This is a genomic window from Staphylococcus sp. NAM3COL9 (genome assembly GCF_001431205.1).
Lineage (GTDB): Bacteria > Bacillota > Bacilli > Staphylococcales > Staphylococcaceae > Staphylococcus.
Genome location: NZ_LGPC01000016.1, coordinates 405186 through 428928 on the forward strand (window position 1 = coordinate 405186; position 23743 = coordinate 428928).

The window sequence follows — 23743 nt, forward strand, 5'->3', positions numbered from 1 at the left end:
TCCAATATTGAATGTGAATAATGTAACTCAGTGCATCATATTTTTAATTATGCATATAGATAGTCTACCCTTGATTATATTTAAAAAACTGTTAAATTAAAAATATTAACTTATTTTTCTGTAAGGGGGTCTTCAATGCGTGCGATTTTCATTGGTATTCTAGGAGCATTATTTTTTTCAGTCACTTTTATACTTAATCATTCAATGGCAAGTAGTGGCGGAAATTGGCTATTCAGTGCTTCGTTACGTTTTATATTTATGTTTCCATTTCTTTTTATTTTCATATATATTAAAAAGCGCCATTCTCATGTACTCAAACATATTAAAACGCACTTTTTACAATGGCTACTTTGGAGTACACTCGGGTTTGTCTTTTTCTATATACCTATTACCTTTGTTTCTAACTATAGTCCAGGTTGGCTTATATCGGCAACATGGCAATTAACAATTATCTGTGGCTTATTACTTGCACCGTTCTTTTATGAGTATATTCAATTTGACAATCAATTAGTTAAGGTTAGAGAACGGGTTTCCTGGCGTTCTGTTGGCACTTCAAGTGTGATGGTTTTCGGTGTGGTACTTGTTCAGATTCCACAAGTTTCCACTATAGAAATGAAAACTTTTATTCTTTCCGTCCTTCCTTTAGTTATTGGAGCATTTAGTTACCCATTAGGCAATCGAAAAATGATGGAACTCGTAGACAACAAGTTAACTACAATAGAACGCATATATGGGATGACCCTTATTACGTTACCAATTTGGTTAGTAATCTTTGCTATTGGCGTGTTTAGTAGCGGATTGCCATCTCCAAACCAAGTATTACAATCATTTTTAGTAGCGATATTTTCAGGTATCATAGCGACTACGCTTTTTTTCTATGCAACAAACATGGTGAAACATAATCAAGCGAAACTCGCAGCCGTTGAAGCCACTCAAGCTACTGAAATCATTTTCACACTTATTGGTGAAATGCTCTTCTTAGGTTTACCTTTGCCAGATCCTGTTAGTATTGCAGGTATTATCATTATTACGCTAGGTATTTTTATATATAGTTTTATGAATGGTAAAATCAGAGAAAATAATAGTGAAATATAAAAGTTTAATGAATTCTAAGTTGTCACACAACAATTGATACTATGCGTAAATATAATGTTATACAATAGGTTTAAACTATGAAATATATATTGAAATTTTACAGTAGACTAAAAAAAACAGTCACATTGACATTCACATTTGAAAGCAAGATAATTTATATAAATTAAAATCGCTAATTATATAAATCAGAGGAGGTTTGAGGTTAATGACGGTAACACATGTTGATCCAAGAATTACCAGAACCAAAAAATTATTGATGGATGCCTTTCGTGATATTGCTAAAGAAAAAAAGTTACAAACCATTACAGTGAAGGATATAACTGAACGCGCAACTGTTAACCGTGCCACATTCTATGCTCACTTTTATGATAAATATGACATTATGGACTACACGTTGTCAGAAACCATTCTTAAAAATTTAAACGATAACTTAACGCTTGCTTCTGAACTTAATGAAGAAACATTATGCGAAACGTTCATCACAATTACGAGTTATATTGAAGAAACACATAATGAATGTAAACTAAATAGTGCTGCTTACGGTGAAGTGGTTGAAAAGAGAGTGAAAGAAGAACTGGAAGATATTTTCTTAACGTTAATCGTACAAAAACACCCAACTGAAGATAGAGAAGCATTAGCTATGAGTGCTCGCTTTTTATCTTGGGGGCTCTATGGCACAGCTAAACATTGGTTTCATACAAGTAATACTTCTGCACATAACTATATCGAAAAAGCACTACCCTTGTTTATGAGTCAAGTATTAAAATAAATTATACAAAAAAGCCTCTAAAGCAACGCCTACTTGCTCTAGAGGCTTAATATTTTTCAAAAAACTATTTTTTGTTTTCGTTAATAAAGTTTAATACATCACCAGTTAACGCGACACCATTATTACTTTCTCCTTCTATGCCACCGTAATGTAATCCTACTACTTCATTATTCGCATTAAAGATTGGAGAACCAGAGTTGCCACCAAATGTACTCGCACCATATGTAAGTTTCGTGCCACTATTTGTTAATACTTCTCCCTTACTTTCCCACATTGTAGCTAATGATTTATCACCAGGGTAGCCAGTTACTGTCACAGGATCGCCTTTACTAACACTTGATGCATCTTGAATCGTTGCGGGTTGCACCACATCACCTACAGATTGTCCTTCATTATTTGTATTGAAATGTACAAGAACTAAATCTTCTTGACCAGGATAAGCTTGGATATCTTTTTCAGTAAACTCACCATTTGGAAATGATTCTTCATTTTTAGCTGAAGGTGCAAATGTCATATCGCCGTTTGAAAGATTAGCAACATGCTTATTTGTTAGTACAGTATTTTTATCTATGACTACGCCTGTCGCTATATTTTCTCCCATATTAATATACCCTACCGATTGGTAATGACCTGTAGTTGTATTTTCAATTTGTGTTCTATCTTCATCAGGTAGTATAACCCTGGGCATAACTTCTGATGACTGATTATTAGTTGTATTATCATTTTGTTGCGTCTCGTTTGGCTGATTTGTTGTATCGTTGTTTTGAGTATCCGTAGCTGCAGAACTACTAAATGGTGCAATTACGGATAATATTACTAAAGAAAAAACTATACTACCTATCATTTTTCTTATAAACATGAATAACCCTCCATCAAATATATTATACTATTAAAATTTAAAGAATTTTTCAAAAATAATCAAATAATTATATTAGATTCCGAAAATATATCACCTTAATTTATAAGTTTTTTAATAGTACATTCTTAGGTTATACCCTATCTTCGAAAATAGTATCACTTTCAAAAGAACACATTTCTCTTTATGTCGTTTAGACGATAAATTAATAAACATGTTGTTTGCATTATATTTATTGACGTAATACAATACACTTAAACAACACATGTTAGTTAGATAATACGTGTTGGTTAAATAAAGTTAGGAGGGATAGACGTGACAACAATTCAAAAACACAATGGTTTCAAACGGACTTTTCAACAGGATCATTTGACGTTAGGCTTAACGTTACCTTTTGATAATTCTGAACACATCGCATTGTCGTTGGAACATCAAGTTGATTTAGCACAATATGCTGAAACACTTGGATTTACGAGCCTTTTTGTACGGGACAGTCCACTTTATAGCCCACATTTAGGAAATGTAACGACAAACTACGATCCGTTTGTATTTTTATCTTATCTCAGTGCCAAGACATCGAAAATCGCTCTCGGAACATCTAGTATTGTTGCTACATTACGTCATCCAATTCATATAGCAAAAGCTGCTACTTCTCTTGACTTGATTTCAAATGAGCGATTATTATTAGGTGTTGCTACAGGAGATCGATCATTCGAATTTCCAGCTTTCAAGGTAAATACAGACCATTTAACTGAGCAATTTCAAACAGCGATAACCTCTATAAGTGATTTATGGAAAACACATTCGCCACAAATATCAAATTCTATATTTGAATTATATGAGGATGCCGGTTTACAAATATTACCCAAACATAAGCATATTCCAATGTTTGCTACTGGATATTCAAACCAAGATATATCTTGGTTAAAAGAGCACATGGATGGCTGGATGTTTTATCCACAAGATTTCCAGCGACAAAAGAAATTATTACAAGAGTGGCATCAAAACGATGTATTTAAACCTTTTATGCATCCACTTGTTATCGATTTGTCGATGAATCCAGATGAGTTGGTTAAACCTATTAAAGGTGGTTATCGCTTAGGTAGAAATACTTTAATAAAAATATTAAAATCATATAAACGTATAGGTACGAATCATATTATGCTCCATTTAATTGAAAATGAAAGAACTTATAAAAATATATTAACAGAGGTTGGAAATTATGTTATTCCACACTTCCCACCTCATGAATTACAGGAGGAAAAAAATTATGACACTATTAGATAGAATTAATATACTCGCAAATAAAGCAAAAGTTGAAACATTGAGCATTGAAGAAAAACAAGAACAACATGTATTAAGACAAGAATATTTACAAATGATTCGTGGCCAAGTCGTTAACACATTCTCAACTTTGAAAGTCGTTGACCCTTTAGGTGAAGACATTACACCAGATAAAGTATATAAATTACGTGAAGATATGGGCACTTTAGATTTAAATTAAATCTATGACTATATAATAAATATTCATAAAAAAAACGGTTGTTCGCTTTCAAGTCCAAGCGAACAACCGTTTACTATTTTTGAGTTTCACAAAATGCAATTACTTATATCAATCGTTTAAAATTTGTTGCATTGAACGATCAACATTACTCGCATACATATTTCCAAATTTCACTAAGTGTACCATTAATAAATAAAGTCTATAAAATTCTAGACGTACCTCTGCACCCTCACCCAATGGATAATGCTTATTATATTCATCATAAAATGCTTGATTAAAACCACCAAACACAGTAGTAATACCTAAATCAAATTCTCTATCACCATATAATGGTGATGGATCAAATAGTGCAGGCGAACCATCTTCTAAGAACATATAGTTGCCTCCCCATAAGTCTCCATGCAATAAGGATGGTTTACTTGTATGCTTATTCAACGCATCTACAATGACCTTACGTACATGTTTATATGTTTGAGCATCGTCATCTGTCCAGCGTTTTAATCTCAACAATTCATCTTTTAAATGGTCCAGTCGGCGTTCCACGAATAATGTCGTCCATGAATCTGTCCAGCTATTATCAAATGAAATATCTCCACCTTCATAAGGTAAATCAAAGCCAAATCTTCCAGATGATTGTTGTTGACTATGCATTTTCGCAACAAGCTGTCCTAATTCTCTTTGACTACCAGTCGTGCCTTCAGCTAAAAAGGATAATAGTAAATAAGCATCGCCATTAATTTCTCCGCTTCCAATCACTTTAGGCGCAGTAATTTGAGCTTGTTCAAAAAGGTTTAAACCTGCAATTTCTGCTGCAAAGAAAGCTTCATTACGGACACGTTGTATGAGCAAAAAATAAGTTTCATCTGGTGTTTTTACTCGAAATGCTTCATTCACATCTCCACCGCCAACAGATGAAATAGATTCTATATGACTTAATGGAAGTTGTGCTTGCCATTCTGGTTTCATTTGTATCCCTCCCTAACTATTAAATTATAATATCAATACTTAATTATTATTACCGTTTTCAACACATATTAATCAATAATGCTTATTGCCATACTTTTTATGTGACACTTCTTAAAATTCTCTTGATTTACTCTAGGCATATATTCAGTAAAATGCTAGTCTATTAAAGACATCATTTTCAATATAGCTAATAACATAAATTAACTTTTGGCTTAAGTACATATTTTCAATACTAATAAAATTCGATTAATGGAGTGATAATCTCATGTATAAACTAATCAAACCTATTTTATTTCAATATGATCCTGAAAAAGCACATGGTATGACTATCGACGCACTGAAATTCGTACAAAAACATTCTAAATTATTACCAGTCATCGAACAATTATTTAATTATGAGCATGAGATACTACATCAAGAAATTCATGGTATTCCTTTTGACAATCCAATTGGTCTTGCAGCAGGATTTGATAAATCTTGTGAAGTCCCTAAAGCTTTAGAAAAAGCTGGTTTTGGTGCTATAGAGCTCGGTGGCGTTACACCTAAACCACAACCTGGTAATTCAAAACCACGTATGTACCGATTAGTTGAGGATAACGCTTTGATTAATCGTATGGGCTTCAATAATTTAGGTATGAATAAGGCACTTAGTAATTTACGTAAATACCGCTATCAAGTACCAGTAGGTTTAAATGTCGGCGTGAATAAATTTACTGATTATGAATCACGTTATCAAGATTATATAAAAGTAATCGATACATTTAGAAATGATATAACTTTCTTCACTGTGAATATTAGCTCACCTAACACTAAAAATTTACAAAGCTTCCATGACAAAGATGAATTCTCACAGCTTTGTTCTGCAATTCAATCTTATAAAGACAGTCACGATATCAACGTTCCTATTTTTATCAAGTTGACTTCAGATCTTGATTTAGATAGTTTAGGTCGTATGTTACACCCCATCGTTGAAACTTTTGATGGTATTATTTTGGCTAATACCACTCAAAAACGTGAACAGTTACATTCTGACAATCGACATGAAACTGGTGGTTTGAGTGGCAGACCACTATTTGAACGTAATCTAGAACTCATTTCTTATGCATATAAACAAACAAATGGTCAATTTTTAATTATTGGTACTGGTGGTATATTTAATACAAATGACGTTATTACAATGATGCGTCATGGCGCTTCACTCGTACAACTTTATAGTGCTTTAGTATTTGAAGGACCAGGACTAACTAAAAAATTAAATAAAAACTTGGCAAAATACCTTAAAACAGAAGGTTATGAACATATAAGTGATATTATAGGATTAGACGTATAAAATTCAGCAATTATTTAATTTAAACTCATATTACATTATTTTTATTAGGGTATGTAAATAATAAAGGAGGCGCTATTATGTACAAGAAAGTACTATTAGCTTATGACTTTGGCAACACATTCGATAACGTTCCGAAAGAACTACAAAACTTAACTGCTGGCGTAGATGACGCTGAAATTACAATTTTCAATGTTATTTCTGAAGGAGAGTTGCAAACCTCATTACGCTATGATGGTAAACATTTTGAAGAATTAGCGAACGAAAAAGGCAAAAAACTAGATTCATTTGTGCAAAAATTAGAAGATCTCGGTTTAAATGTTCGCGTGAGATTTAGTACAGGATACATCAAGCAATCTATTCTACAAGAAGTTGAAGAAAATCAATATGACATTATCGTCATGAGTAATAAACGTGCAAAACCAGACATTAAAAATGTCCTTGGTAATGTCACTCATAAGATTGCTAACAGCGCGAATCTCCCTGTATTAATTATAAAATAATAGCCATATAAATAAAGGAACCTTCCATTTCAAACTTGGAAGCTTCCTTTATTTTATTTAGAATTTCCGTCGATTATTTTCGACTTCTATGTATGCTTTATCCTTCTTGATTTAAGTAACTTTCAATCACTTGTAATACACCAGATTCATCATTAGATGGTGCACGGTGTTGAGCTATCTTTTCAAGTTCTGGGCTACATTTTGCCATAGCATAGCTATGTGTCGTCAATGCAAGCATTTCTAAGTCATTATTAGCATCTCCAAAAGCTAATAATTCGTCTTGCTCTATTCCCCATTGGTTTAAAAGTGCTTGAATTGCTACACCTTTATTCACTCCAGGTAAAATAAGATCCACACTCTCAGCACCACTTGTCACAGCACGTATTTCATGCGCATATTCACTTTCCAAACCAGATTTCACTTGCTTTACGATGTTGTCATCTTTGATTCTCATCGCCACTTTAACAAACTGATCATCTTTGATATCACTAAAATTTTCAACTTTTTCAATATCATAGTAATAGTTGGTAATAAAATTCATGAATTCATCGCTACAATCACTTTTAACATATGCTGATTTAACTCCACTTACTATAACATCAGATATATTATAATCCACCATGATTGTCTTCAGAATATTAAAAGTAAGTTGTTGATCAAAATGTGAGGAAGACACTAACGTATCATTAACATATGTAACGGCACCATTTTCTGCTACGTACGTAATTTGTGCTTCCTTTCCTGGGAAATATGATCGTAATTGAGCATATTGGTTTCCACTTGCTACAATAAATTTCATATTACGTTTCGTTACTTCTTTAAATATTTTTTCAAAATATATTTCATCAAAAGTATGATTGGATTTAAATAACGTCCCATCTTTGTCTACTGCAATTGCTTTTATCATCGGTAACATCCTTCCAAATTCGTTATCCACCCTAACAATATTTATATATCTACTTACTTTACATCACAATAATATTAAATAAATGGCCATCTATGTCACTAAACAAACCACCATAAAATCCTTCTAGCATCGTACCACTCTGCAATACTTTACCGCCTGCTTCTTCAACTTTATTTAATAATGCATCAACATCTTGAGACTGGGATACGGAAATAGAAACTAATGCCTCATTTGAGCCTATATTAGAAAGGTGGGCTGCTTTTTTAAATTGGCTATATTCGATAAGCATGATTATTTTATTATCAATCGTTTGAATTCCTCTCATTTTATCCAAAACTGCATCATTTTGCTGAATTTCAAAGCCAATTGCACTAAAAAATGCTTCACTTGCTTTAAGATCTTTTACTGGTAAATTTAGCCATGCTGATTTTATATTCATTTTAACATGCCCCCTATTTTTACTCACCATACCACATCCCACTCTATATGGGTCATTAATCCTCTGATTCAGATTATTTAATACTTATGCTCTTATGATTATACTTATAGTTCAAGTGACTATTTCCTAGGTTATACCATGAAAATAAGCTCTAATGAATTAACCATCATTAATTTGAGTGAGTTTACGAATATGCGTTAGGTCTATCTTTTCGATCAATTGTTCATATGTGTCCAATGCTTGTTTAGTCATTGTTAATCCTTCTTTAGTTAGATAGATGTACATAGCGCGCTGATCTTCAACACATTCTTGTCGATAGACGAGAGGACGATCTGTTTTTTCTATCCTTACAATTAAACGCGACATTGCACTTTGACTCAAATCTACAATTTTGATTAAATCATTCATTTTATATTTTTTTCCAGTTGCTGTATAAATTTCGTATAGTACATAAAATTCTTTTAAGCTTAAATGATATTGTTGTTTTAAGTTTTTTTCTATTAATGATTCTGTATAGTGCACATACTTTGTCATTTCAATCCAATTATTTATTTTTTGCTGTTGTTCCATATAACACCCGCCCTAACACTTGTCTAACATCTATATTTATTTTGCATTGCATTTATCTTTTTACATGACATCTTATATTGATTCAACCGCCCTAATTTATCATTAAAAAGTAAGTTGTTCATTTAAGATTAACACATTCATTATTAAATAAAAAAGTACGCTTCCATACCACTCGCAATATACTTTTCAGTAAAAAACATACTGAAAGGCTTTATAAATAAAAAGTCCTTTCAGTATGTCCAACTCACTATGAATTGCTATTTAATAATTTCTCTTTTAGATCTTTACGTTCGTATTCTAATGAATATGGATCATTCAACCAATAAACACCTTCATCTACTTTAAATGTATGATTGTTTTGTACCGCTTCAGTATTTTTCCAAATTTCTTTATTTTCAAATGATAAGTCAGATCCTTTTGCTACAGGAGTCACAACATAATCACCAGCCATCTCAGGAAGCGCTTCTTCTGAGATATCAGCTAAATCATTTTTCTTTGTTGCTTTTTCTACTGTCTCTGGCATTTTCAAACCAAATGAGTCGTATAAAATCTCACTACCATGACCATATGTCTTACCTAGTACATAGACTTTTTTATCAAAATCTTTGATGATAGACACTGTTGTATCTGCTCCAATGGCATCTTTGATTGCTTTACCATCATCTTTTGTTTTTTGCTCCCAGTCTTCAACCCATTTTTTCGCTTTATCTTCCTTGCCTACAATTTTCCCTAGCGCTAAGTGTTGTTCTTTATAGTCGTGTTTTGCATAATCAAAAGCAACAGTTGGCGCTATTTTTTTCATTTTTTTTAAGTTTTTATCTGTATTATAAGTAATGATTAAATCTGGTTTGAGTTTCGCGACACTTTCTACATTTTCAGCATCTACCTTCTCAACATCTTTAAATTTTTCTTTTAATACTTTACTGCCATCAACGATATTCGCAACACCTACAATATTTGCATCAAGTTGTTTTAAACCACCTGCATATGTTGCACCTAAAACGACAATACGCTTAGGATTTTTAGGTATTTTCACTTTATCTCCTGAATCTTGTTTGTAAGTTGTTTTTTCGCTATCTTTTTTAGACGACTTGTCTTCTGAGGCATTGCTACATGCTGCAAGTATAAGCACCAACACTAACAAAGGTAATAATAGTTTCTTCATTGTTTTTGTCCCCTTTTTTTATAGTATTTTAAATTATACAGGAAGTTATATTAAACACAATCATATATAAAGAATTACTATTTAAAATTCTAAATGATTGTAAATGTTATATAAACAAACAGTTATTTTCTTAATATATAGAAAGTAACTGTTTTGTATATTCATGTCGTTGATCACTAAATAAGTCCTCTATATTAAAATCGTCTACAATGATGCCTTTTTTCATTACAATAACTCTTTGAACCAAATGATTTAAAAAAGCAATATCATGCGAAATCATTAACATGCCTTTTTGTGTTCTGTGATGATAATCTTTCAGAACTTCAATCATTTTTTGCTCCGCAATAACATCTAAGCTGGCTGTAATTTCATCACATAGAAGCATATCTGGTTCCAACATAAGTGTGCGTATTGTATTAAATCGCTGCAATTGACCACCGCTTAATTCATCAGGTAACCTATCCAACAACTTAGCATCTAATTCCATAAATGTCATCAATGCTTTCATTCTTCGATTTACATCACTCGTAACAGTGTCTTTATAATACTGTATAGGCTCTGCTAAGGATTTCTTCATATTAAATTTCGGATTAAAACTGTCATATGCATGCTGAAATATAGGTAATAATGTTAATCCGTGCGTGCTGATTAGACCTTGATTAGGTTGAAGTAAACCTAGCATGAGATGCGCTAAAGTTGTCTTTCCTGAACCACTTTCACCTACAATACCAATAATTTCCTCCGCTTTTATGGTCAGGTTAATATTAGTTAAAATAGGCTCTTGATCGTATTTAAAGTTTATTCCTGTTAATTCAATCATAATCATTCTCCCTTCTTAGCTGGCTACGGGAATTAAATAACTTCAAGCTATAAGGGTTTACATTGTGATTTTTAAAGGCTTTAACATGATTAGAATCTATCACTTCTCCGTGGTGTATCACATTAATCCAGTCACTAAAATCTAAAACATGTGATAAATTATGTGTAATTATTAATAAAGTCACTTGATGCACTTCCGCCAAATGTTTAATTAAGTTCATTACATTATAACCCGTTATCGCATCTAATGATGATGTTGGTTCATCAGCGATAATGACTTCTGGATTCAACATTAAAACACTCGCAATTTGCACCCTAGCAAGTTGGCCTCCAGATAAGCTAAAACAGTATCGTTCCATAACTTGATCAGGTGCTAAATCTACCCATTGTAATGCCTTTGTGACAAATTGCTTTGCTACTGTTTTTTTTACTTTATAGTGCATTCTATAAATAGCTATAAGTTGCTTACCAAGTTTTGTATGATCATTAAAACTGTGTGTATAGTCTTGAGAAATAAAACCTATATCTTTGCCTAATAAAGTATGCATATCTCTGACATTTTGCTTTTTGTAATATAGTGCATCGAAATCCATATCTAATGCGTGTGGTACACGTTGAACGAGTGCTTTGGCAGTTAAACTTTTGCCTGAACCACTTTCGCCAACTAGGACATTTACTTTACTTTGTTTTAGCCCTAGATTGATATTATGGATGAGTTCAGTTCCTGAATTATCTTTAATTGATAGATTGGATATCTCGAGAATATTAGTCATCCAAATCACGCTTCCCTTTTAATAATTTATCTCGTAATGCATCACCAGCTAAATTGAATAATAAAATTGTTAGTGTAATTAAAGTTGCTGGAACAATTAATAGTAATGGATAAGCGCTGATATAGTCACGTCCAGCATTAAGCATTGCACCCCATTCAGGTGAAGGTGGTTGCGCACCTAGTCCTAAAAAGGATAGTGATGAAATATAAAGAATGATTTTACCAAAATCCACAGTCATCAGCACAATAACAGATGGCGTAACTTGTGGTAAAAAATGTTTCCAAATAATTGTACGCGTTGGCACATTAAATAGCTTAGCCATTTGTATATAAGGTTTCATCATTTCACTGCTTACTACAGAACGTGTAAGTCTTGTATATGTCATCCATTTAATTATTGTAATAGCGATGACTAAATTCCAAATACTTGGTTTAAAAAAGCTAGCAAATGCAATCATCAATACAAATTCCGGAATACTTAGTCCAATGTCAATTAAACGCATAATCACTGTATCAACGATGCCCTTTTTATATCCTGCTAGAAGTCCGAGTGGGACACCAATAATTACCGTAACAAGTAATGTAATCAAACTAATGAGTAAAGTGTACCTTGCCCCAACGATAACTCTCGATAATAAATCTCTACCATAATCATCTGTTCCTAACCAGTGGCTCAAACTTGGCATTTCCAAAGCATTATCTAAATGTACTTCTAACGCACTATTAATTGAAACAAAAAATTGCGCTATTATAATTACGATGAGATAGAAGGCGAAAGCATAGAAAATGAGATTGTGTTTATTAATATGTTTCATTACCTCTCACCATCCTGACGCTCTACTTTAGTCTTTTTACGTTTTTTATCGTATCGACGTTTTGGATCTAACCATAATAGCAGTATGTCACTGATAGTGTTAGCTAGAACTACAAAGAAGCCGATCATAAGGACTGCCCCTTGCACAACAGGATAATCCCTTGCTCTAATACTATCAACTAGGAAATGGCCAATACCTGGTATGCTAAATAAGTTCTCAATAACAACTGTGCCTCCGATAAGACTCCCTATAGACATACCCAAGACTGTAACAACCGGTATAATAGCAGGTTTAAACAAGTCTTTCCATAAAATATAACGTTCAGACATCCCTCTGAGTCGAGCCGCTTCGACTTCTTTTGATTGGTAAAGTTCTACTAAATTAGAACGCATTAACCTGACATAATAGGCGCTCATACCTACACTAAGTGCTATCACAGGTAATACGTACCCTGCTAACGAATCTAATCCAGATGATGGAAGTAAGTTGAGTTTTTGAGCGAATACATATATCAATAAGGTTCCCAAAAAAAAGGAAGGTATACTAACAGTAAAAGATGTAACTGTCCGTATCAATGTATCAATCCAACTGTGATAGTATTTCGCTGCAATAATACCTAATGGTACTGCTACAATAAAAACAATAATAATAGTCAAAACAGCAATGAATGCTGTAGGTGGCGTATAATAAATCAATTCATTGATTACAGGTTCACCTGTTTGATAACTCGTACCAAAGTTCAATTGTACAATTTGCCCTAACCATTGAATGTATTGGATGACTACGGGTTGATCTAAACCTAATTTTTGTTTGGTGGCTTCAATTTGTTCACTTGAAACGTTAGCTACATCTAAATGTAAAATTTTGTCGACTGGGTCTCCTGGCGTAAGCTTCATTAATATAAAAGTGATAGTAGAAAGGACAAACAATACAATGATCATTTGTCCAATTCTATAAAATATATTTTTTAATATCATTGTTTTTTATCCACTTTATAATCGATAAGGTAGACGCCTTCAGGTGTTGCTTTTAAGTTTTCTACATTTTTACTCATACCGACAATATTATCATTATATGAAATATAGCTATTTGCTAAGTCATTGCTAGTTATATCAATAATTTCATTTGTTAAACGATTACGTTCATTTGTATCTACTGTTTTATTAAATTGATTTATTAGCCCAGTCACTTTTTCATTATCATAATCACCTGCGTTAATCGCACCTTGTGGTTTATACGCTTGGTTGAAGAAATAACCTGTGTCTCCTCTTGGAATCGTACCAAAGCTATAAAGTGATGCGTCCCACTGACTTTTATCTTTCAGGTAACCTTGGATGTCATCCACATTACGTAATTTAATATCAATATTTGCTTTTTTAGCATCTGATTGGATGACTTGTGCAATTTTCGGAAGCTCTGGACGCCCATTATATGTTGAGACTGTTAATTGTAATGGATGTTCTTTTGTATAGCCTTCTTTTTCCATTATTTTCTTAGCTTTATCTATATCTTGTTTCTGTATTTGTTGATCCTCTATGAAATCTAATTTTGTATTGAAAGGTCCAGTCGCTGGTTCAGCATGACCTTTAGACACATTTTTAGCAATACTTTCACGATCTATTACTTTATCGAGTGCTTCGCGTACAGGTTGAGTCATCTTATCACTTGTATGGTTATATAAGAGTAAGCCTGTTCTAAATCCTGAGACACTTGATACATTTGTTTTATCATTCTCTTTTAGCGTTTTCACTTTTTCAACAGGTACATCTGTCATGACATCTGCTTTACCTGATTCTAAATCACTTGTACGTGCGTTACCATCCTCTTGATATGTAACATTGATATGCTCTAGTTTCGGTTTACCTTGCCAATAATCCTTATTCTGATCTAACTTAATTTTTTGAGATTGCTTATAGTCTTTAATTTGATATGGCCCAGTACCAACAGGGGTTGTATTAACATCGCCCGCTGCTTCCGTATCATAAATCGCTGAAAATGGACTAGCAAGCTCTGAAACTAATTCAGGATATGCTTCTTTTGTCGTAATCGTAACATTTTGTCTGTCTACTTTAATGTCCTTGATAGGAAGTGAACCTTTTACCAAGTCACTTTTCTCAATACTTTCTTCCAAACTAGACTTCACTGCTTTACCAGTCACTTTTTTACCATTTTGAAATTTAATATCATCTTTTATTTTCAAATCTAGTTGAGTTGGTGACTTTTGATTATACGATTCAACTAATAATTTTTGAACTTTTCCTTCGGCGGAGGCTTTAAACAAAGATTCTGCTGCACCAATTTTCACTGGCACATCTGTTTCATAAGGGGCAATTGAAGTTGTTTTTAGAGGTAACTCAATGTCTAATGTGTTTGCTTTAGATTGATTTCCAGATCCACTGCAACCTGCTAAAGTAATTGCTGCGGTTGCAAACAATACAACTATTCTTTTCATTTACATTCCTTCTTTCTAAAAAATTACTCTTAAAATCAATTAGAAATTTATATTAAAAAACTCAAAACAATATGGTTAACTACACTTTTAATCATATTGTTTTAATTTTTAATGTTATATCACTCTATTTCTTGTTCTTTCATTTGATTACCCGCAAATAACATAATCCACGTAGCAATAATAAATGGCAATGTAAATACCGGCAAGCCAAATGGCGTTAATAACGTAGTCATGCCTGCATGTAATACGACAGTTAGCAGAATGCCTAACACAATACTTATATAACGCGGAATCCTAGTACTAAATGCTACACCTAAAGCTAACACTGTAAGTATGACATTATAACCAAATAGACCATCATTAATTTGGTCGTGATTACCACCAAGAACCGTGACTGCTGCAAAACCTATAATATTTGCAATTATTGCAAATATACCTGCTTTTCTAGAGGCAATAAAAATACCAACAAGAATTAATATACCTGCGATCATATTTTTGAGTAAAAAGATTTCACTGAAACCCGTTAAAAATGCACTTATAAAATCGATACTATGACCAGAAAACTTAATTTCCTGAACAACATTCGGCAATATATTAACATCTGCGTTCACAAATTTAAATTGGAATGACATGAGTAATACAATCCAACTTACAAATACATATGGCATTGTTAACATTGGCACACCAAATGGTTTGAAAAACTCTCTGAATGCCGAACCAATGGGCATCGTTATAATAACTGCGAGTAATACAATAACCACACTATACCATTCTGGCACCAAAAATAATGTTAATGCAATCGCAGTCAATACGGGATTGAACCCGGCCAATCCCGTATTGATTTCTTCCTGTGAATAATTCGTGCGTTTTGCGAGCAATAACGAAATGACACTTGCAATTAAAGCCATTAGTCCTACTTTCCAATTGCCTACAAAAATACCTGCTAAAATAAACAACCCTGTCCACGAATTGTTCAGTAATAATACCTGCGCAATATTCTTCAATATTATCCGAATTGCGTCCACATCGTCACCTGATTTCTATATACTTTGACTTAAATAATAATATATTAATATCTACGAAATTTAAAGAGATACATATCATTCATTATAAAAGTCTTTTTTATTTTTCACGCTTGCAAGGGGTTATTCTTGTAGTTAAATTATAATCAGCCTATTATTGAAAATGTGGAGATAAATAACGTACACATATTAATAATTGAAAGGTAGTGAAGCTCGTGCATTTTACTCAACGTGAACAAGATAAGTTGATGTTAGTCGTAGCTGCAGATTTAGCACGCAGACGCCAACAACGAGGGTTAAAGTTAAATTATCCAGAAGCAGTAGCCATAATTAGTTTCGAACTACTTGAAGGTGCTAGAGATGGGAAAACTGTAGCAGAACTTATGAGTTATGGGAAACAAATATTAAGTGAAGATGATGTGATGGAAGGCGTTGCCGACATGCTAACAGAAATGGAAATTGAAGCGACCTTCCCTGACGGAACTAAATTAATTACCGTCCATCACCCAATTGTATAAAGGAGGATTTATATTATGAAACCTGGTGAAATTATAGTTAAACGTACAGAAATAGAAGTAAACAAAGGTCATGAATCCACAATACTTAATGTAAAAAATACTGGAGATCGACCAATACAAGTCGGCTCACATTATCACTTTTTCGAAGCGAATCCAGCGCTAGACTTTGACCATGAAAAAGCCTATGGTAAACGATTGGATATTCCGGCAGGTGCAGCCGTTCGTTTTGAACCGGGTGATGAGAAAGAAATTCAACTCGTTGAATATTCTGGCAAACGAAAAATTTATGGTTTTCACGGTGCTGTGAATGGGCCAATTGATGAATCTCGTGTCTATAGAGATGAAGATTTATCAACAGATGAAGTAAATGAAGATGACGAAAATGCTAATAAAGAAAGTGGGTATAAAGCATGAGTTTTAAAATGACGCAATCACAATATACAAGTCTTTATGGTCCAACTGTTGGTGACTCTGTAAGACTTGGAGATACAAATTTATTCGCAAGAGTAGAAAAAGATTACGCAACGTATGGTGATGAAGCTGCATTTGGTGGCGGTAAATCCATCAGAGATGGGATGGCTCAAAACCCTAACGTAACGCGTGATGATAAACAAGTTCCAGATTTAGTCATTACAAACGCCTTGATAATTGATTATGACAAAATTGTTAAAGCTGATATTGGTGTCAAAAATGGTTACATCTTGAAAATCGGTAAATCAGGTAACCCTGACATTATGGATAATGTAGATATTATTATTGGTGCTACGACTGATGTCATTTCTGCAGAAGGTAAAATCATTACTGCAGGTGGTATCGATACACACGTTCACTTTATTAACCCTGAACAGTCACAAGTTGCGCTTGAAAGTGGTATAACTACGCATATTGGTGGCGGTACTGGTGCATCTGAAGGGTCTAAAGCAACTACAGTTACACCAGGACCATGGCATCTACACCGCATGTTAGAAGCGGCGGAATCATTGCCATTAAATATTGGTTTCACTGGTAAAGGGCAAGCAGTAAATCACACCGCTTTAGTAGAGCAAGTACATGCTGGTGCGATTGGCTTAAAAGTACATGAAGACTGGGGAGCAACGCCTTCAGCATTAGACCATGCTTTGCAAGTCGCAGATGACTATGATGTTCAAATCGCACTACACGCCGATACATTAAATGAAGCTGGCTTTATGGAAGAAACGATGGCCGCAGTTAAAAACCGCGTATTACACATGTATCATACAGAAGGTGCTGGTGGTGGCCACGCGCCAGATTTAATTAAATCTGCTGCCTATCCAAACATCTTACCTTCTTCTACAAACCCTACGCTCCCATACACAGTAAATACTGTAGATGAACATTTAGATATGGTTATGATTACCCATCACTTAAACGCTGCAATCCCTGAAGACATCGCATTTGCTGATTCACGTATTCGTAAAGAAACGATTGCAGCAGAAGATGTGTTACATGATATTGGCGTATTTAGTATGGTAAGTTCTGATTCTCAGGCTATGGGTCGTGTCGGTGAAGTGATCACACGTACTTGGCAAGTTGCGCACCGTATGAAAGAACAACGTGGTGCATTAGAGGGAGACAGTAAACATAATGACAATAATCGTATCAAACGTTATATCGCTAAATATACGATTAACCCTGCAATTACACATGGTATTTCAGATTATGTTGGCTCTATTGAAGAAGGCAAACTCGCCGATATTATCATGTGGGAACCTGCTTTCTTTGGCGTAAAACCAGACGTCATCCTTAAAGGCGGACTCATTAGTACAGCCATTAATGGTGATGCTAATGGTTCTATCCCAACTTCCGAACCATTGAAGTACCGTAAAATGTACGGACAATTAGGCGGCAATATGCAAAGTACTTCAATGACTTTCGTATCTTCAACAGCATATGAAAATGATATTGATAAAGTTCTCGGCTTAAAACGTAAAGTGAGACCTGTTCGCAATATCCGTAAGTTAAGTAAAGCAGATATGAAAAACAACAATGCAACACCAAAAATAGATGTTGATCCACAAACATATGAAGTATTCGTAGACGGTGAAAAAATCACAAGTGAACCAGCTACAGAACTACCGTTAACTCAACGCTATTTCTTATTCTAGGAGGTAAAAAATGATCATCGAAGAAATTGTAGGAAATATCGCTAACATTGCTGATAGTGAAAAAGGTAAACATACAGAAAAAGTATACTTGGAAAACTCTGATTTAGTTAAACGTATTCAACGTGTAACGACAGACCATGGTAATGAAATTGGGATACGTTTAAAACAACCTATTGATTTACAATATGGCGATATTTTATATAAAGACGATACCAATATGATTATCGTAGATGTAAATTCTGAAGATTTACTCGTTATTAAACCACGTTCGCTTCAAGAAATGGGAGATATCGCGCATCAACTTGGAAACAGACATTTGCCAGCACAATTTACAGAAACTGAAATGCTTGTACAATACGACTACTTGGTCGAATCATTATTAAAAGATTTAGGGATTCCATACGAGCATGAAGATCGTAAAGTAAATAAAGCATTTAGACATATAGGTCATTCACATGACTGATCATGCACACCTACGTCTGTTTCAATTTTGTGATTCTCAATTCCCGACTGGTGCATTTAGTCATTCTTTTGGTCTCGAAACTTATATTCAACGTGACACAGTCCATGACGAAGAAAGCTTTCAAAAATGGCTCGCGTTATTCTTAAACGAACAATTGACATACGCAGATGGCTTAGCAATGCGCCTAGTCTATGATGCGCTTGATCAAAATGATTCAGAAGCTATATTGCGATTAGATAAAATTCTTTTCGTACAAAATTTACCAAAAGAAACACGACAAGGTTCAAAACAAATGGGTAATCGCATGGTCAAACTCGCTTCCGAGCTTTATGATAGTGACTGGATTGACTGGTACAATGCGCAACTAAAAGAGAAAAAAGCTAATTTGCATCCTGCTATTTGTTTTACAATGCTTGGTCATCATTTAGGTGTCGATATCGAGACAATTATTGATTATTATTTATATCAAAACGTGTCTAGTTTAACTCAAAATGCTGTACGTGCAATTCCTTTAGGGCAAACTGCTGGTCAACGCATTGTCCATCATATGATTCCACTTATGAAAGAGACAAGAAACAGTATCTTGACATTGGATGAATCCCAATTAGGTATTACTGCGCCAGGATTAGAAATCAATCAGATGGAACACGAGAACGTCAATGTAAGAATTTTTATATCTTAGGAGGACAATTTTTATGACAGAGACAGTTAAAATAGGTATCGGGGGCCCTGTCGGTGCAGGTAAAACCCAACTTATCGAGAAAATTGTTAAACGTTTAGCAAAAGACTTGAGCATTGGTGTTATCACTAATGACATATATACAAAAGAAGATGAAAAAATATTAGTTAACTCAGGTGTATTACCTGAAGATAGAATTATCGGTGTTGAAACGGGTGGATGCCCACACACAGCAATTCGTGAAGATGCGTCAATGAACTTTGCAGCAATTGATGAATTAAAAGAACGCAATGAAGATATAGAACTTATTTTCATTGAGTCTGGTGGCGATAACTTAGCTGCAACTTTCAGTCCAGAACTCGTTGACTTTTCAATTTATATTATTGATGTGGCGCAAGGCGAAAAAATTCCACGCAAAGGTGGACAAGGTATGATTAAATCTGACTACTTTGTAATCAATAAGACTGACTTAGCGCCTTATGTTGATGCATCATTAGAACGCATGGCAGAAGATACAAAAGCATTCCGTGGTAACCGCCCATTCACTTTTACAAATCTTAAAACTGATGATGGCTTAGACGATGTACTTGAGTGGATTGAACAAGATGTATTTCTTAAAGGATTAGCTTAATGTCTGCGTCAAATCCAAAATGGACTGGCCAATTAGATTTAACTGTTTTTAATAATGGGAAAAAATCTGTTGCGCGTGACATCTTTTTTGAAAGAGCGTTAAAAGTAATGCGTCCAGTCTACTTAAACGGCTCTGATATCCCCACATTTTATATTGTAAACGTAGGTGGCGGTTATTTAGATGGTGACCGCTATAACATGAACTTTAATATAGACACTAATGCGAAAGTGATATTAACTTCGCAAGGTGCAACGAAGATTTATAAAACGTTAAATGATCATGTGGAACAATATCAAAATTTCAATATTAAAGATAACGCTTATGCAGAATATGTAGGCGATCCAATTATCGCTTTTGAAAATGCCAAATTCTACCAACATAACACGTTTAACTTGAGTTCAACAGCATCTTTATTTTATACAGATATTTTAACACCAGGGTATTCTAAAGAAGGCAAAGCCTTTAGCTACACTTATATGCATTTATTAAATGAAATTTATGTAGACGATAATCTCGTTGTATTTGATAATATGTTACTTGATCCAACTAAAAATAAAGTTGATGATATTGGTTATATGGAGCATTATAGCCACTTGGGTTCTTGTTATTTTATCCACCCAGATGTTAACCAAAAATTCATAGATAACGTATACGATCAAATTAAACACTTGCAACAAGAATATGATTGTCGCTTTGGTATTACACACTTACCAACACATGGTTTTAGCATTCGTATTTTATCTAACAAAACGCAAGTAATCGAAAAGATTTTAACAACATTACAAACTTATGTTGTTAAAGAAATCTTCGATCGTGACGTTGACTTTTTAAGAAAATATTAGTCTTTAATCCCCCTAATTACATTTTATGTACTTAGGGGGATTTTTAAATTAAATCAACATTTTAAATTTGATTTCATATGGGACAGATACACCAATTATATTTACTTAGCACAATCTAAAGAATTACAGTCTGAGATTGCAACTACGGAAAGTGTGCGAATTCATCGTATGTGCTATCGATATTAAAAAAGCCTCTAAGTACTCAAAATGTACTTAGAGGCTTTTTTAATATATATAATTTTTTTGAACTACAGAACACAGGTTTAAATTAAATTAAGTAACCAAACTAAACTTATCACTAATAAAACAATCGTAACGATATAAATCAATAACTTTTGCCCTTTAGTTAAAGTTTTTTCTCCGTCCGTAAACAAACTAAATAACGAACCATCCTTGCCCATTAATAATGCGATAGAATAAATAAGTAAGACTAAAGATAAAATAAATAATATTAATGCAACAAATACCATAATAGTACTACTCTCACAATACAATCTGTTTTTCTTAGTTCTGTGACTTTTCATTCTATCTTAATATTCAAATTTGTAAAATAAAGCCCATATAAATAGTCATCATGATTTTAATTCTATTATGTTATGGTAATTCCCCTTTTTTCTCTAATCGTTTAACTTTAAATGGTGCGTAAATTAACACCACAATTAATACTAATCCTAAATAACCAATGAATGGATAAAAGAATGACATTAAGTCTGTAAATCCTGCAAAGCTTACTGCAAATCCAATTAAAATAGATACTAAATAAAATATTTTAAACTGTATTGTTTCAGGAGTAGTAAAACGAGTAGCAAGTGAATAGAACATACCTAAACATGTATTAAATATCATTAAATAAATAATAATAGACATAAATATACCTAAAATTGGTGATATGTCATTTACGAGACCTAACATCGGCATTGGTAAATCTCCTACCGTTTCAATTTTAGAAAGTATCGCAAAATGACTTATCATAATCATTATACCTAAAACGAATCCTCCGACGAAGCCACCCCATGCAGCTATCTTAGGATTTTTCTCACTACCTCCCATAACGATTGCCATAGTTGCTCCTAAACTGATGTTTAGCGAAACGTAGTTAACACCTGAAATAAACCAATTCGGCACAGCTGATGTGTGTCCTTTAGCTATGTCAGTAAGTTCATTATATGTACCTGACATTGTAAACAAGCAATAAACCGCAACAACGAGAATAGCTATAATCAATAACGGTGTAATATTACCTATAACTTTAACAACATTATCTACACGTAACATACCGCATAAAAATACTAAAAGAACCATTAATAGTGTTCCAATTACTGCCGGTATACCAAACTGTTGTTCAAAATTCGAGCCGCCACCTGCAAGCATTACGACACCAAATCCAAACAAAGCGATGATGAGTACAATATCTATCACCCATGCAAGCACTTTACCAAACAATTTACCACCTGTTAATTTATGTATTACATCATTATGACTCTGTGCTTTAAACTTACTACCTAGCCATACAAGTACCATACCAATATATGAAAATAACATGGTTGAAACAATTGCTGCAAATATACCCATCTTACCGAAACTAGTAAAATATTGTAGTATTTCTTGTCCTGAAGCAAATCCAGCACCTACAATTATACCAATTAAGGCACTACCTATTAAAAATACCTTCTTCATAGTAATCCCCTTTGTTAATAGTAATATTAAAAAAATTGTAAAATCATCATTGTGAAATAGAACGCATTACATTCTATAACCCCTTTGTACATATCTATAAAATGAAAATCCATATAGTCTTCCGCAATAATGAAAACGTTTACATATTCATATTAACTCACTTGGCTTTACTTTTCAAACCACTAAAAATCCTTATCATTGACAGTTTTACACTATATAACACTCTATTTTTAACTAATAATAATATCATTATAGAGAAAACAAATATTTAAACTTTCCACTATAAAACTGATACAATTATATAGTCCAAGATTAAAAAAATTATAGGAGTGATCTCATGGCAGAAGAATACATATATAGAAATACCGTCCAACCATCATGGATTGATCGTAATAATCATATGCACGATGCACAATATTATTCGATTTTCAGTGATGCAGTTGTTGGTTTTTTTGAATCTGTAGATTTATCAATTTCATATCGTCCTAGTCAAGAAGTAACGATATTTAGTATGGAAGCGCATATTTCATTTTTAAAGGAATTATTACTAGATGATTCCTTTTATATTAAAATTCACATTTATGATTATGATGCCAAAAGAGTTCACCTCTTCTTAACAATATATAATCAACAAGACGAACGTAATGCTACATATGAAGTAATCATGATGGGTGTAAGTAATCAAACACGTCGCAGCATGCAGTTTCCTCAACCTGTTTATGATAAAATTAAAGCTTATTTTGATCGTCAACAATCCTTCGAAGCACCTAAACAACTCGGTCATGTGATTGGTATTCCTAAAAAATAACTATGCGATACATAGGAG

Annotated in this window: 28 protein-coding genes; 14 read left to right on the forward strand and 14 right to left on the reverse strand. The window is 33.4% G+C overall.

Annotated elements, in window-relative coordinates; genetic code table 11:
• The first annotated feature begins 135 nt into the window (after positions 1 to 135).
• Positions 136 to 1095 (forward strand): DMT family transporter, encoded by a 960-nt coding sequence (locus ACA31_RS11550; protein ID WP_057513466.1) that lies wholly within the window; start codon positions 136 to 138, stop codon positions 1093 to 1095.
• A gap of 205 nt (positions 1096 to 1300) precedes the next feature.
• Positions 1301 to 1864: a TetR/AcrR family transcriptional regulator gene (locus ACA31_RS11555; protein ID WP_057513467.1), complete on the forward strand. Its 564-nt coding sequence runs from the start codon at positions 1301 to 1303 to the stop codon at positions 1862 to 1864.
• A gap of 64 nt (positions 1865 to 1928) precedes the next feature.
• Here the strand turns inward: ACA31_RS11555 and ACA31_RS11560 are convergent, their stop codons facing one another.
• Entirely contained in the window at positions 1929 to 2723 is a 795-nt protein-coding gene (locus ACA31_RS11560; protein ID WP_057513468.1) for a trypsin-like serine peptidase, read from the reverse strand.
• Between the two features lie 312 nt (positions 2724 to 3035).
• On the opposite strand from ACA31_RS11560, the gene ACA31_RS11565 reads away from it, so the two are divergent.
• Together ACA31_RS11565 and ACA31_RS11570 are read left to right on the forward strand one after the other, a co-directional pair.
• A complete protein-coding gene (locus ACA31_RS11565) occupies positions 3036 to 4007 on the forward strand; it encodes an LLM class oxidoreductase (RefSeq protein ID WP_057513469.1) in 972 nt (323 codons plus the stop codon).
• Entirely contained in the window at positions 3991 to 4224 is a 234-nt protein-coding gene (locus ACA31_RS11570; protein ID WP_057513470.1) for a DUF896 domain-containing protein, read from the forward strand. The genes ACA31_RS11565 and ACA31_RS11570 overlap by 17 nt, the downstream gene beginning before the upstream one ends.
• Positions 4225 to 4332: 108 nt before the next feature.
• On the opposite strand, the gene ACA31_RS11575 is transcribed toward ACA31_RS11570, so the two are convergent.
• Positions 4333 to 5190: a fructosamine kinase family protein gene (locus tag ACA31_RS11575; RefSeq protein ID WP_057513471.1), complete on the reverse strand. Its 858-nt coding sequence runs from the start codon at positions 5188 to 5190 to the stop codon at positions 4333 to 4335.
• A gap of 265 nt (positions 5191 to 5455) precedes the next feature.
• Here ACA31_RS11575 and ACA31_RS11580 point away from each other — a divergent pair, with 265 nt between their 5' ends.
• Positions 5456 to 6520: a quinone-dependent dihydroorotate dehydrogenase gene (locus ACA31_RS11580; protein WP_057513472.1), complete on the forward strand. Its 1065-nt coding sequence runs from the start codon at positions 5456 to 5458 to the stop codon at positions 6518 to 6520.
• A 77-nt stretch (positions 6521 to 6597) separates the two neighbouring features.
• Complete coding sequence (locus ACA31_RS11585; protein ID WP_057513473.1) at positions 6598 to 7020, forward strand: universal stress protein; 423 nt, start codon at positions 6598 to 6600, stop codon at positions 7018 to 7020.
• Positions 7021 to 7117: 97 nt separating this feature from the next.
• Here the strand turns inward: ACA31_RS11585 and ACA31_RS11590 are convergent, their stop codons facing one another.
• From ACA31_RS11590 to yut, 10 genes are all read right to left on the reverse strand, one after another.
• Positions 7118 to 7927, reverse strand: coding sequence for a Cof-type HAD-IIB family hydrolase (locus ACA31_RS11590; protein WP_057513474.1), 810 nt, complete (start codon positions 7925 to 7927; stop codon positions 7118 to 7120).
• Between the two features lie 58 nt (positions 7928 to 7985).
• On the reverse strand, positions 7986 to 8366 hold the full coding sequence (locus ACA31_RS11595) for a VOC family protein (RefSeq protein WP_057513475.1): 381 nt from the start codon (positions 8364 to 8366) through the stop codon (positions 7986 to 7988).
• A 159-nt stretch (positions 8367 to 8525) separates the two neighbouring features.
• Entirely contained in the window at positions 8526 to 8936 is a 411-nt protein-coding gene (locus ACA31_RS11600) for a MarR family winged helix-turn-helix transcriptional regulator (RefSeq protein WP_057513476.1), read from the reverse strand.
• Between the two features lie 247 nt (positions 8937 to 9183).
• Positions 9184 to 10101, reverse strand: coding sequence for an ABC transporter substrate-binding protein (locus ACA31_RS11605; protein ID WP_057513477.1), 918 nt, complete (start codon positions 10099 to 10101; stop codon positions 9184 to 9186).
• A gap of 130 nt (positions 10102 to 10231) precedes the next feature.
• On the reverse strand, positions 10232 to 10921 hold the full coding sequence (locus tag ACA31_RS11610) for an ABC transporter ATP-binding protein (protein ID WP_057513478.1): 690 nt from the start codon (positions 10919 to 10921) through the stop codon (positions 10232 to 10234).
• Positions 10914 to 11693 (reverse strand): ATP-binding cassette domain-containing protein, encoded by a 780-nt coding sequence (locus ACA31_RS11615; RefSeq protein WP_057513479.1) that lies wholly within the window; start codon positions 11691 to 11693, stop codon positions 10914 to 10916. Before ACA31_RS11615 ends, ACA31_RS11610 begins: the two co-directional genes overlap by 8 nt.
• A complete protein-coding gene (nikC, locus tag ACA31_RS11620; RefSeq protein ID WP_057513480.1) occupies positions 11686 to 12507 on the reverse strand; it encodes a nickel transporter permease in 822 nt (273 codons plus the stop codon). Before nikC ends, ACA31_RS11615 begins: the two co-directional genes overlap by 8 nt.
• Positions 12507 to 13484, reverse strand: a complete 978-nt coding sequence (gene nikB / locus ACA31_RS11625) for a nickel ABC transporter permease (RefSeq protein ID WP_057513481.1) — start codon at positions 13482 to 13484, stop codon at positions 12507 to 12509. Before nikB ends, nikC begins: the two co-directional genes overlap by 1 nt.
• Positions 13481 to 14959, reverse strand: coding sequence for a nickel ABC transporter substrate-binding protein (gene nikA, locus ACA31_RS11630; protein ID WP_057513482.1), 1479 nt, complete (start codon positions 14957 to 14959; stop codon positions 13481 to 13483). Before nikA ends, nikB begins: the two co-directional genes overlap by 4 nt.
• A gap of 119 nt (positions 14960 to 15078) precedes the next feature.
• Positions 15079 to 15984: an urea transporter gene (gene yut, locus ACA31_RS11635; protein WP_057513483.1), complete on the reverse strand. Its 906-nt coding sequence runs from the start codon at positions 15982 to 15984 to the stop codon at positions 15079 to 15081.
• A 212-nt stretch (positions 15985 to 16196) separates the two neighbouring features.
• Here yut and ACA31_RS11640 point away from each other — a divergent pair, with 212 nt between their 5' ends.
• The 7 genes from ACA31_RS11640 to ACA31_RS11670 are packed head-to-tail and all read left to right on the forward strand — an operon-like array spanning position 16197 to position 21240.
• Positions 16197 to 16499, forward strand: coding sequence for an urease subunit gamma (locus tag ACA31_RS11640; RefSeq protein ID WP_057513484.1), 303 nt, complete (start codon positions 16197 to 16199; stop codon positions 16497 to 16499).
• A 15-nt stretch (positions 16500 to 16514) separates the two neighbouring features.
• Positions 16515 to 16913: an urease subunit beta gene (locus tag ACA31_RS11645; protein WP_057513485.1), complete on the forward strand. Its 399-nt coding sequence runs from the start codon at positions 16515 to 16517 to the stop codon at positions 16911 to 16913.
• Entirely contained in the window at positions 16910 to 18625 is a 1716-nt protein-coding gene (ureC, locus tag ACA31_RS11650; RefSeq protein ID WP_057513486.1) for an urease subunit alpha, read from the forward strand. Before ACA31_RS11645 ends, ureC begins: the two co-directional genes overlap by 4 nt.
• Before the next feature lie 10 nt (positions 18626 to 18635).
• Positions 18636 to 19088 carry an urease accessory protein UreE gene (gene ureE / locus ACA31_RS11655; RefSeq protein ID WP_057513487.1) on the forward strand — a complete coding sequence of 151 codons (453 nt, stop codon included), beginning with the start codon at positions 18636 to 18638 and terminating at the stop codon, positions 19086 to 19088.
• On the forward strand, positions 19081 to 19770 hold the full coding sequence (locus ACA31_RS11660) for an urease accessory protein UreF (RefSeq protein ID WP_057513488.1): 690 nt from the start codon (positions 19081 to 19083) through the stop codon (positions 19768 to 19770). Before ureE ends, ACA31_RS11660 begins: the two co-directional genes overlap by 8 nt.
• Before the next feature lie 13 nt (positions 19771 to 19783).
• A complete protein-coding gene (ureG, locus tag ACA31_RS11665; RefSeq protein WP_057513489.1) occupies positions 19784 to 20398 on the forward strand; it encodes an urease accessory protein UreG in 615 nt (204 codons plus the stop codon).
• A complete protein-coding gene (locus ACA31_RS11670) occupies positions 20398 to 21240 on the forward strand; it encodes an urease accessory protein UreD (RefSeq protein WP_057513490.1) in 843 nt (280 codons plus the stop codon). The genes ureG and ACA31_RS11670 overlap by 1 nt, the downstream gene beginning before the upstream one ends.
• A gap of 263 nt (positions 21241 to 21503) precedes the next feature.
• On the opposite strand, the gene ACA31_RS11675 is transcribed toward ACA31_RS11670, so the two are convergent.
• Both ACA31_RS11675 and ACA31_RS11680 read right to left on the reverse strand, forming a co-directional pair.
• Entirely contained in the window at positions 21504 to 21710 is a 207-nt protein-coding gene (locus ACA31_RS11675; protein WP_002511563.1) for a hypothetical protein, read from the reverse strand.
• A gap of 124 nt (positions 21711 to 21834) precedes the next feature.
• The gene (locus tag ACA31_RS11680; protein ID WP_057513491.1) at positions 21835 to 22917 is read right to left on the reverse strand and encodes a YkvI family membrane protein; all 1083 of its coding nucleotides are present in this window, start codon (positions 22915 to 22917) and stop codon (positions 21835 to 21837) included.
• Positions 22918 to 23254: 337 nt separating this feature from the next.
• Between ACA31_RS11680 and ACA31_RS11685 the strand changes: the two genes are divergently transcribed.
• Positions 23255 to 23725 (forward strand): thioesterase family protein, encoded by a 471-nt coding sequence (locus ACA31_RS11685; RefSeq protein WP_057513492.1) that lies wholly within the window; start codon positions 23255 to 23257, stop codon positions 23723 to 23725.
• Positions 23726 to 23743 lie beyond the last annotated feature (18 nt).

Coding starts and splice junctions, on each gene's coding strand:
- ACA31_RS11570 (WP_057513470.1), top strand. CDS start 3,991: ATGACACTATTAGATAGAATTAATATACTCGCAAATAAAGCAAAAGTT.
- ACA31_RS11660 (WP_057513488.1), top strand. CDS start 19,081: ATGACTGATCATGCACACCTACGTCTGTTTCAATTTTGTGATTCTCAA.
- ACA31_RS11670 (WP_057513490.1), top strand. CDS start 20,398: ATGTCTGCGTCAAATCCAAAATGGACTGGCCAATTAGATTTAACTGTT.
- ACA31_RS11550 (WP_057513466.1), top strand. CDS start 136: ATGCGTGCGATTTTCATTGGTATTCTAGGAGCATTATTTTTTTCAGTC.
- ACA31_RS11590 (WP_057513474.1), bottom strand. CDS start 7,927: ATGATAAAAGCAATTGCAGTAGACAAAGATGGGACGTTATTTAAATCC.
- nikA (WP_057513482.1), bottom strand. CDS start 14,959: ATGAAAAGAATAGTTGTATTGTTTGCAACCGCAGCAATTACTTTAGCA.
- ACA31_RS11680 (WP_057513491.1), bottom strand. CDS start 22,917: ATGAAGAAGGTATTTTTAATAGGTAGTGCCTTAATTGGTATAATTGTA.
- ACA31_RS11595 (WP_057513475.1), bottom strand. CDS start 8,366: ATGAATATAAAATCAGCATGGCTAAATTTACCAGTAAAAGATCTTAAA.
- ACA31_RS11645 (WP_057513485.1), top strand. CDS start 16,515: ATGAAACCTGGTGAAATTATAGTTAAACGTACAGAAATAGAAGTAAAC.
- ACA31_RS11610 (WP_057513478.1), bottom strand. CDS start 10,921: ATGATTGAATTAACAGGAATAAACTTTAAATACGATCAAGAGCCTATT.
- ACA31_RS11615 (WP_057513479.1), bottom strand. CDS start 11,693: ATGACTAATATTCTCGAGATATCCAATCTATCAATTAAAGATAATTCA.
- ureC (WP_057513486.1), top strand. CDS start 16,910: ATGAGTTTTAAAATGACGCAATCACAATATACAAGTCTTTATGGTCCA.
- ACA31_RS11575 (WP_057513471.1), bottom strand. CDS start 5,190: ATGAAACCAGAATGGCAAGCACAACTTCCATTAAGTCATATAGAATCT.
- nikC (WP_057513480.1), bottom strand. CDS start 12,507: ATGAAACATATTAATAAACACAATCTCATTTTCTATGCTTTCGCCTTC.
- ACA31_RS11600 (WP_057513476.1), bottom strand. CDS start 8,936: ATGGAACAACAGCAAAAAATAAATAATTGGATTGAAATGACAAAGTAT.
- ACA31_RS11555 (WP_057513467.1), top strand. CDS start 1,301: ATGACGGTAACACATGTTGATCCAAGAATTACCAGAACCAAAAAATTA.
- ureE (WP_057513487.1), top strand. CDS start 18,636: ATGATCATCGAAGAAATTGTAGGAAATATCGCTAACATTGCTGATAGT.
- nikB (WP_057513481.1), bottom strand. CDS start 13,484: ATGATATTAAAAAATATATTTTATAGAATTGGACAAATGATCATTGTA.
- ACA31_RS11675 (WP_002511563.1), bottom strand. CDS start 21,710: ATGGTATTTGTTGCATTAATATTATTTATTTTATCTTTAGTCTTACTT.
- ACA31_RS11585 (WP_057513473.1), top strand. CDS start 6,598: ATGTACAAGAAAGTACTATTAGCTTATGACTTTGGCAACACATTCGAT.
- ACA31_RS11580 (WP_057513472.1), top strand. CDS start 5,456: ATGTATAAACTAATCAAACCTATTTTATTTCAATATGATCCTGAAAAA.
- ureG (WP_057513489.1), top strand. CDS start 19,784: ATGACAGAGACAGTTAAAATAGGTATCGGGGGCCCTGTCGGTGCAGGT.
- ACA31_RS11685 (WP_057513492.1), top strand. CDS start 23,255: ATGGCAGAAGAATACATATATAGAAATACCGTCCAACCATCATGGATT.
- ACA31_RS11605 (WP_057513477.1), bottom strand. CDS start 10,101: ATGAAGAAACTATTATTACCTTTGTTAGTGTTGGTGCTTATACTTGCA.
- ACA31_RS11560 (WP_057513468.1), bottom strand. CDS start 2,723: ATGTTTATAAGAAAAATGATAGGTAGTATAGTTTTTTCTTTAGTAATA.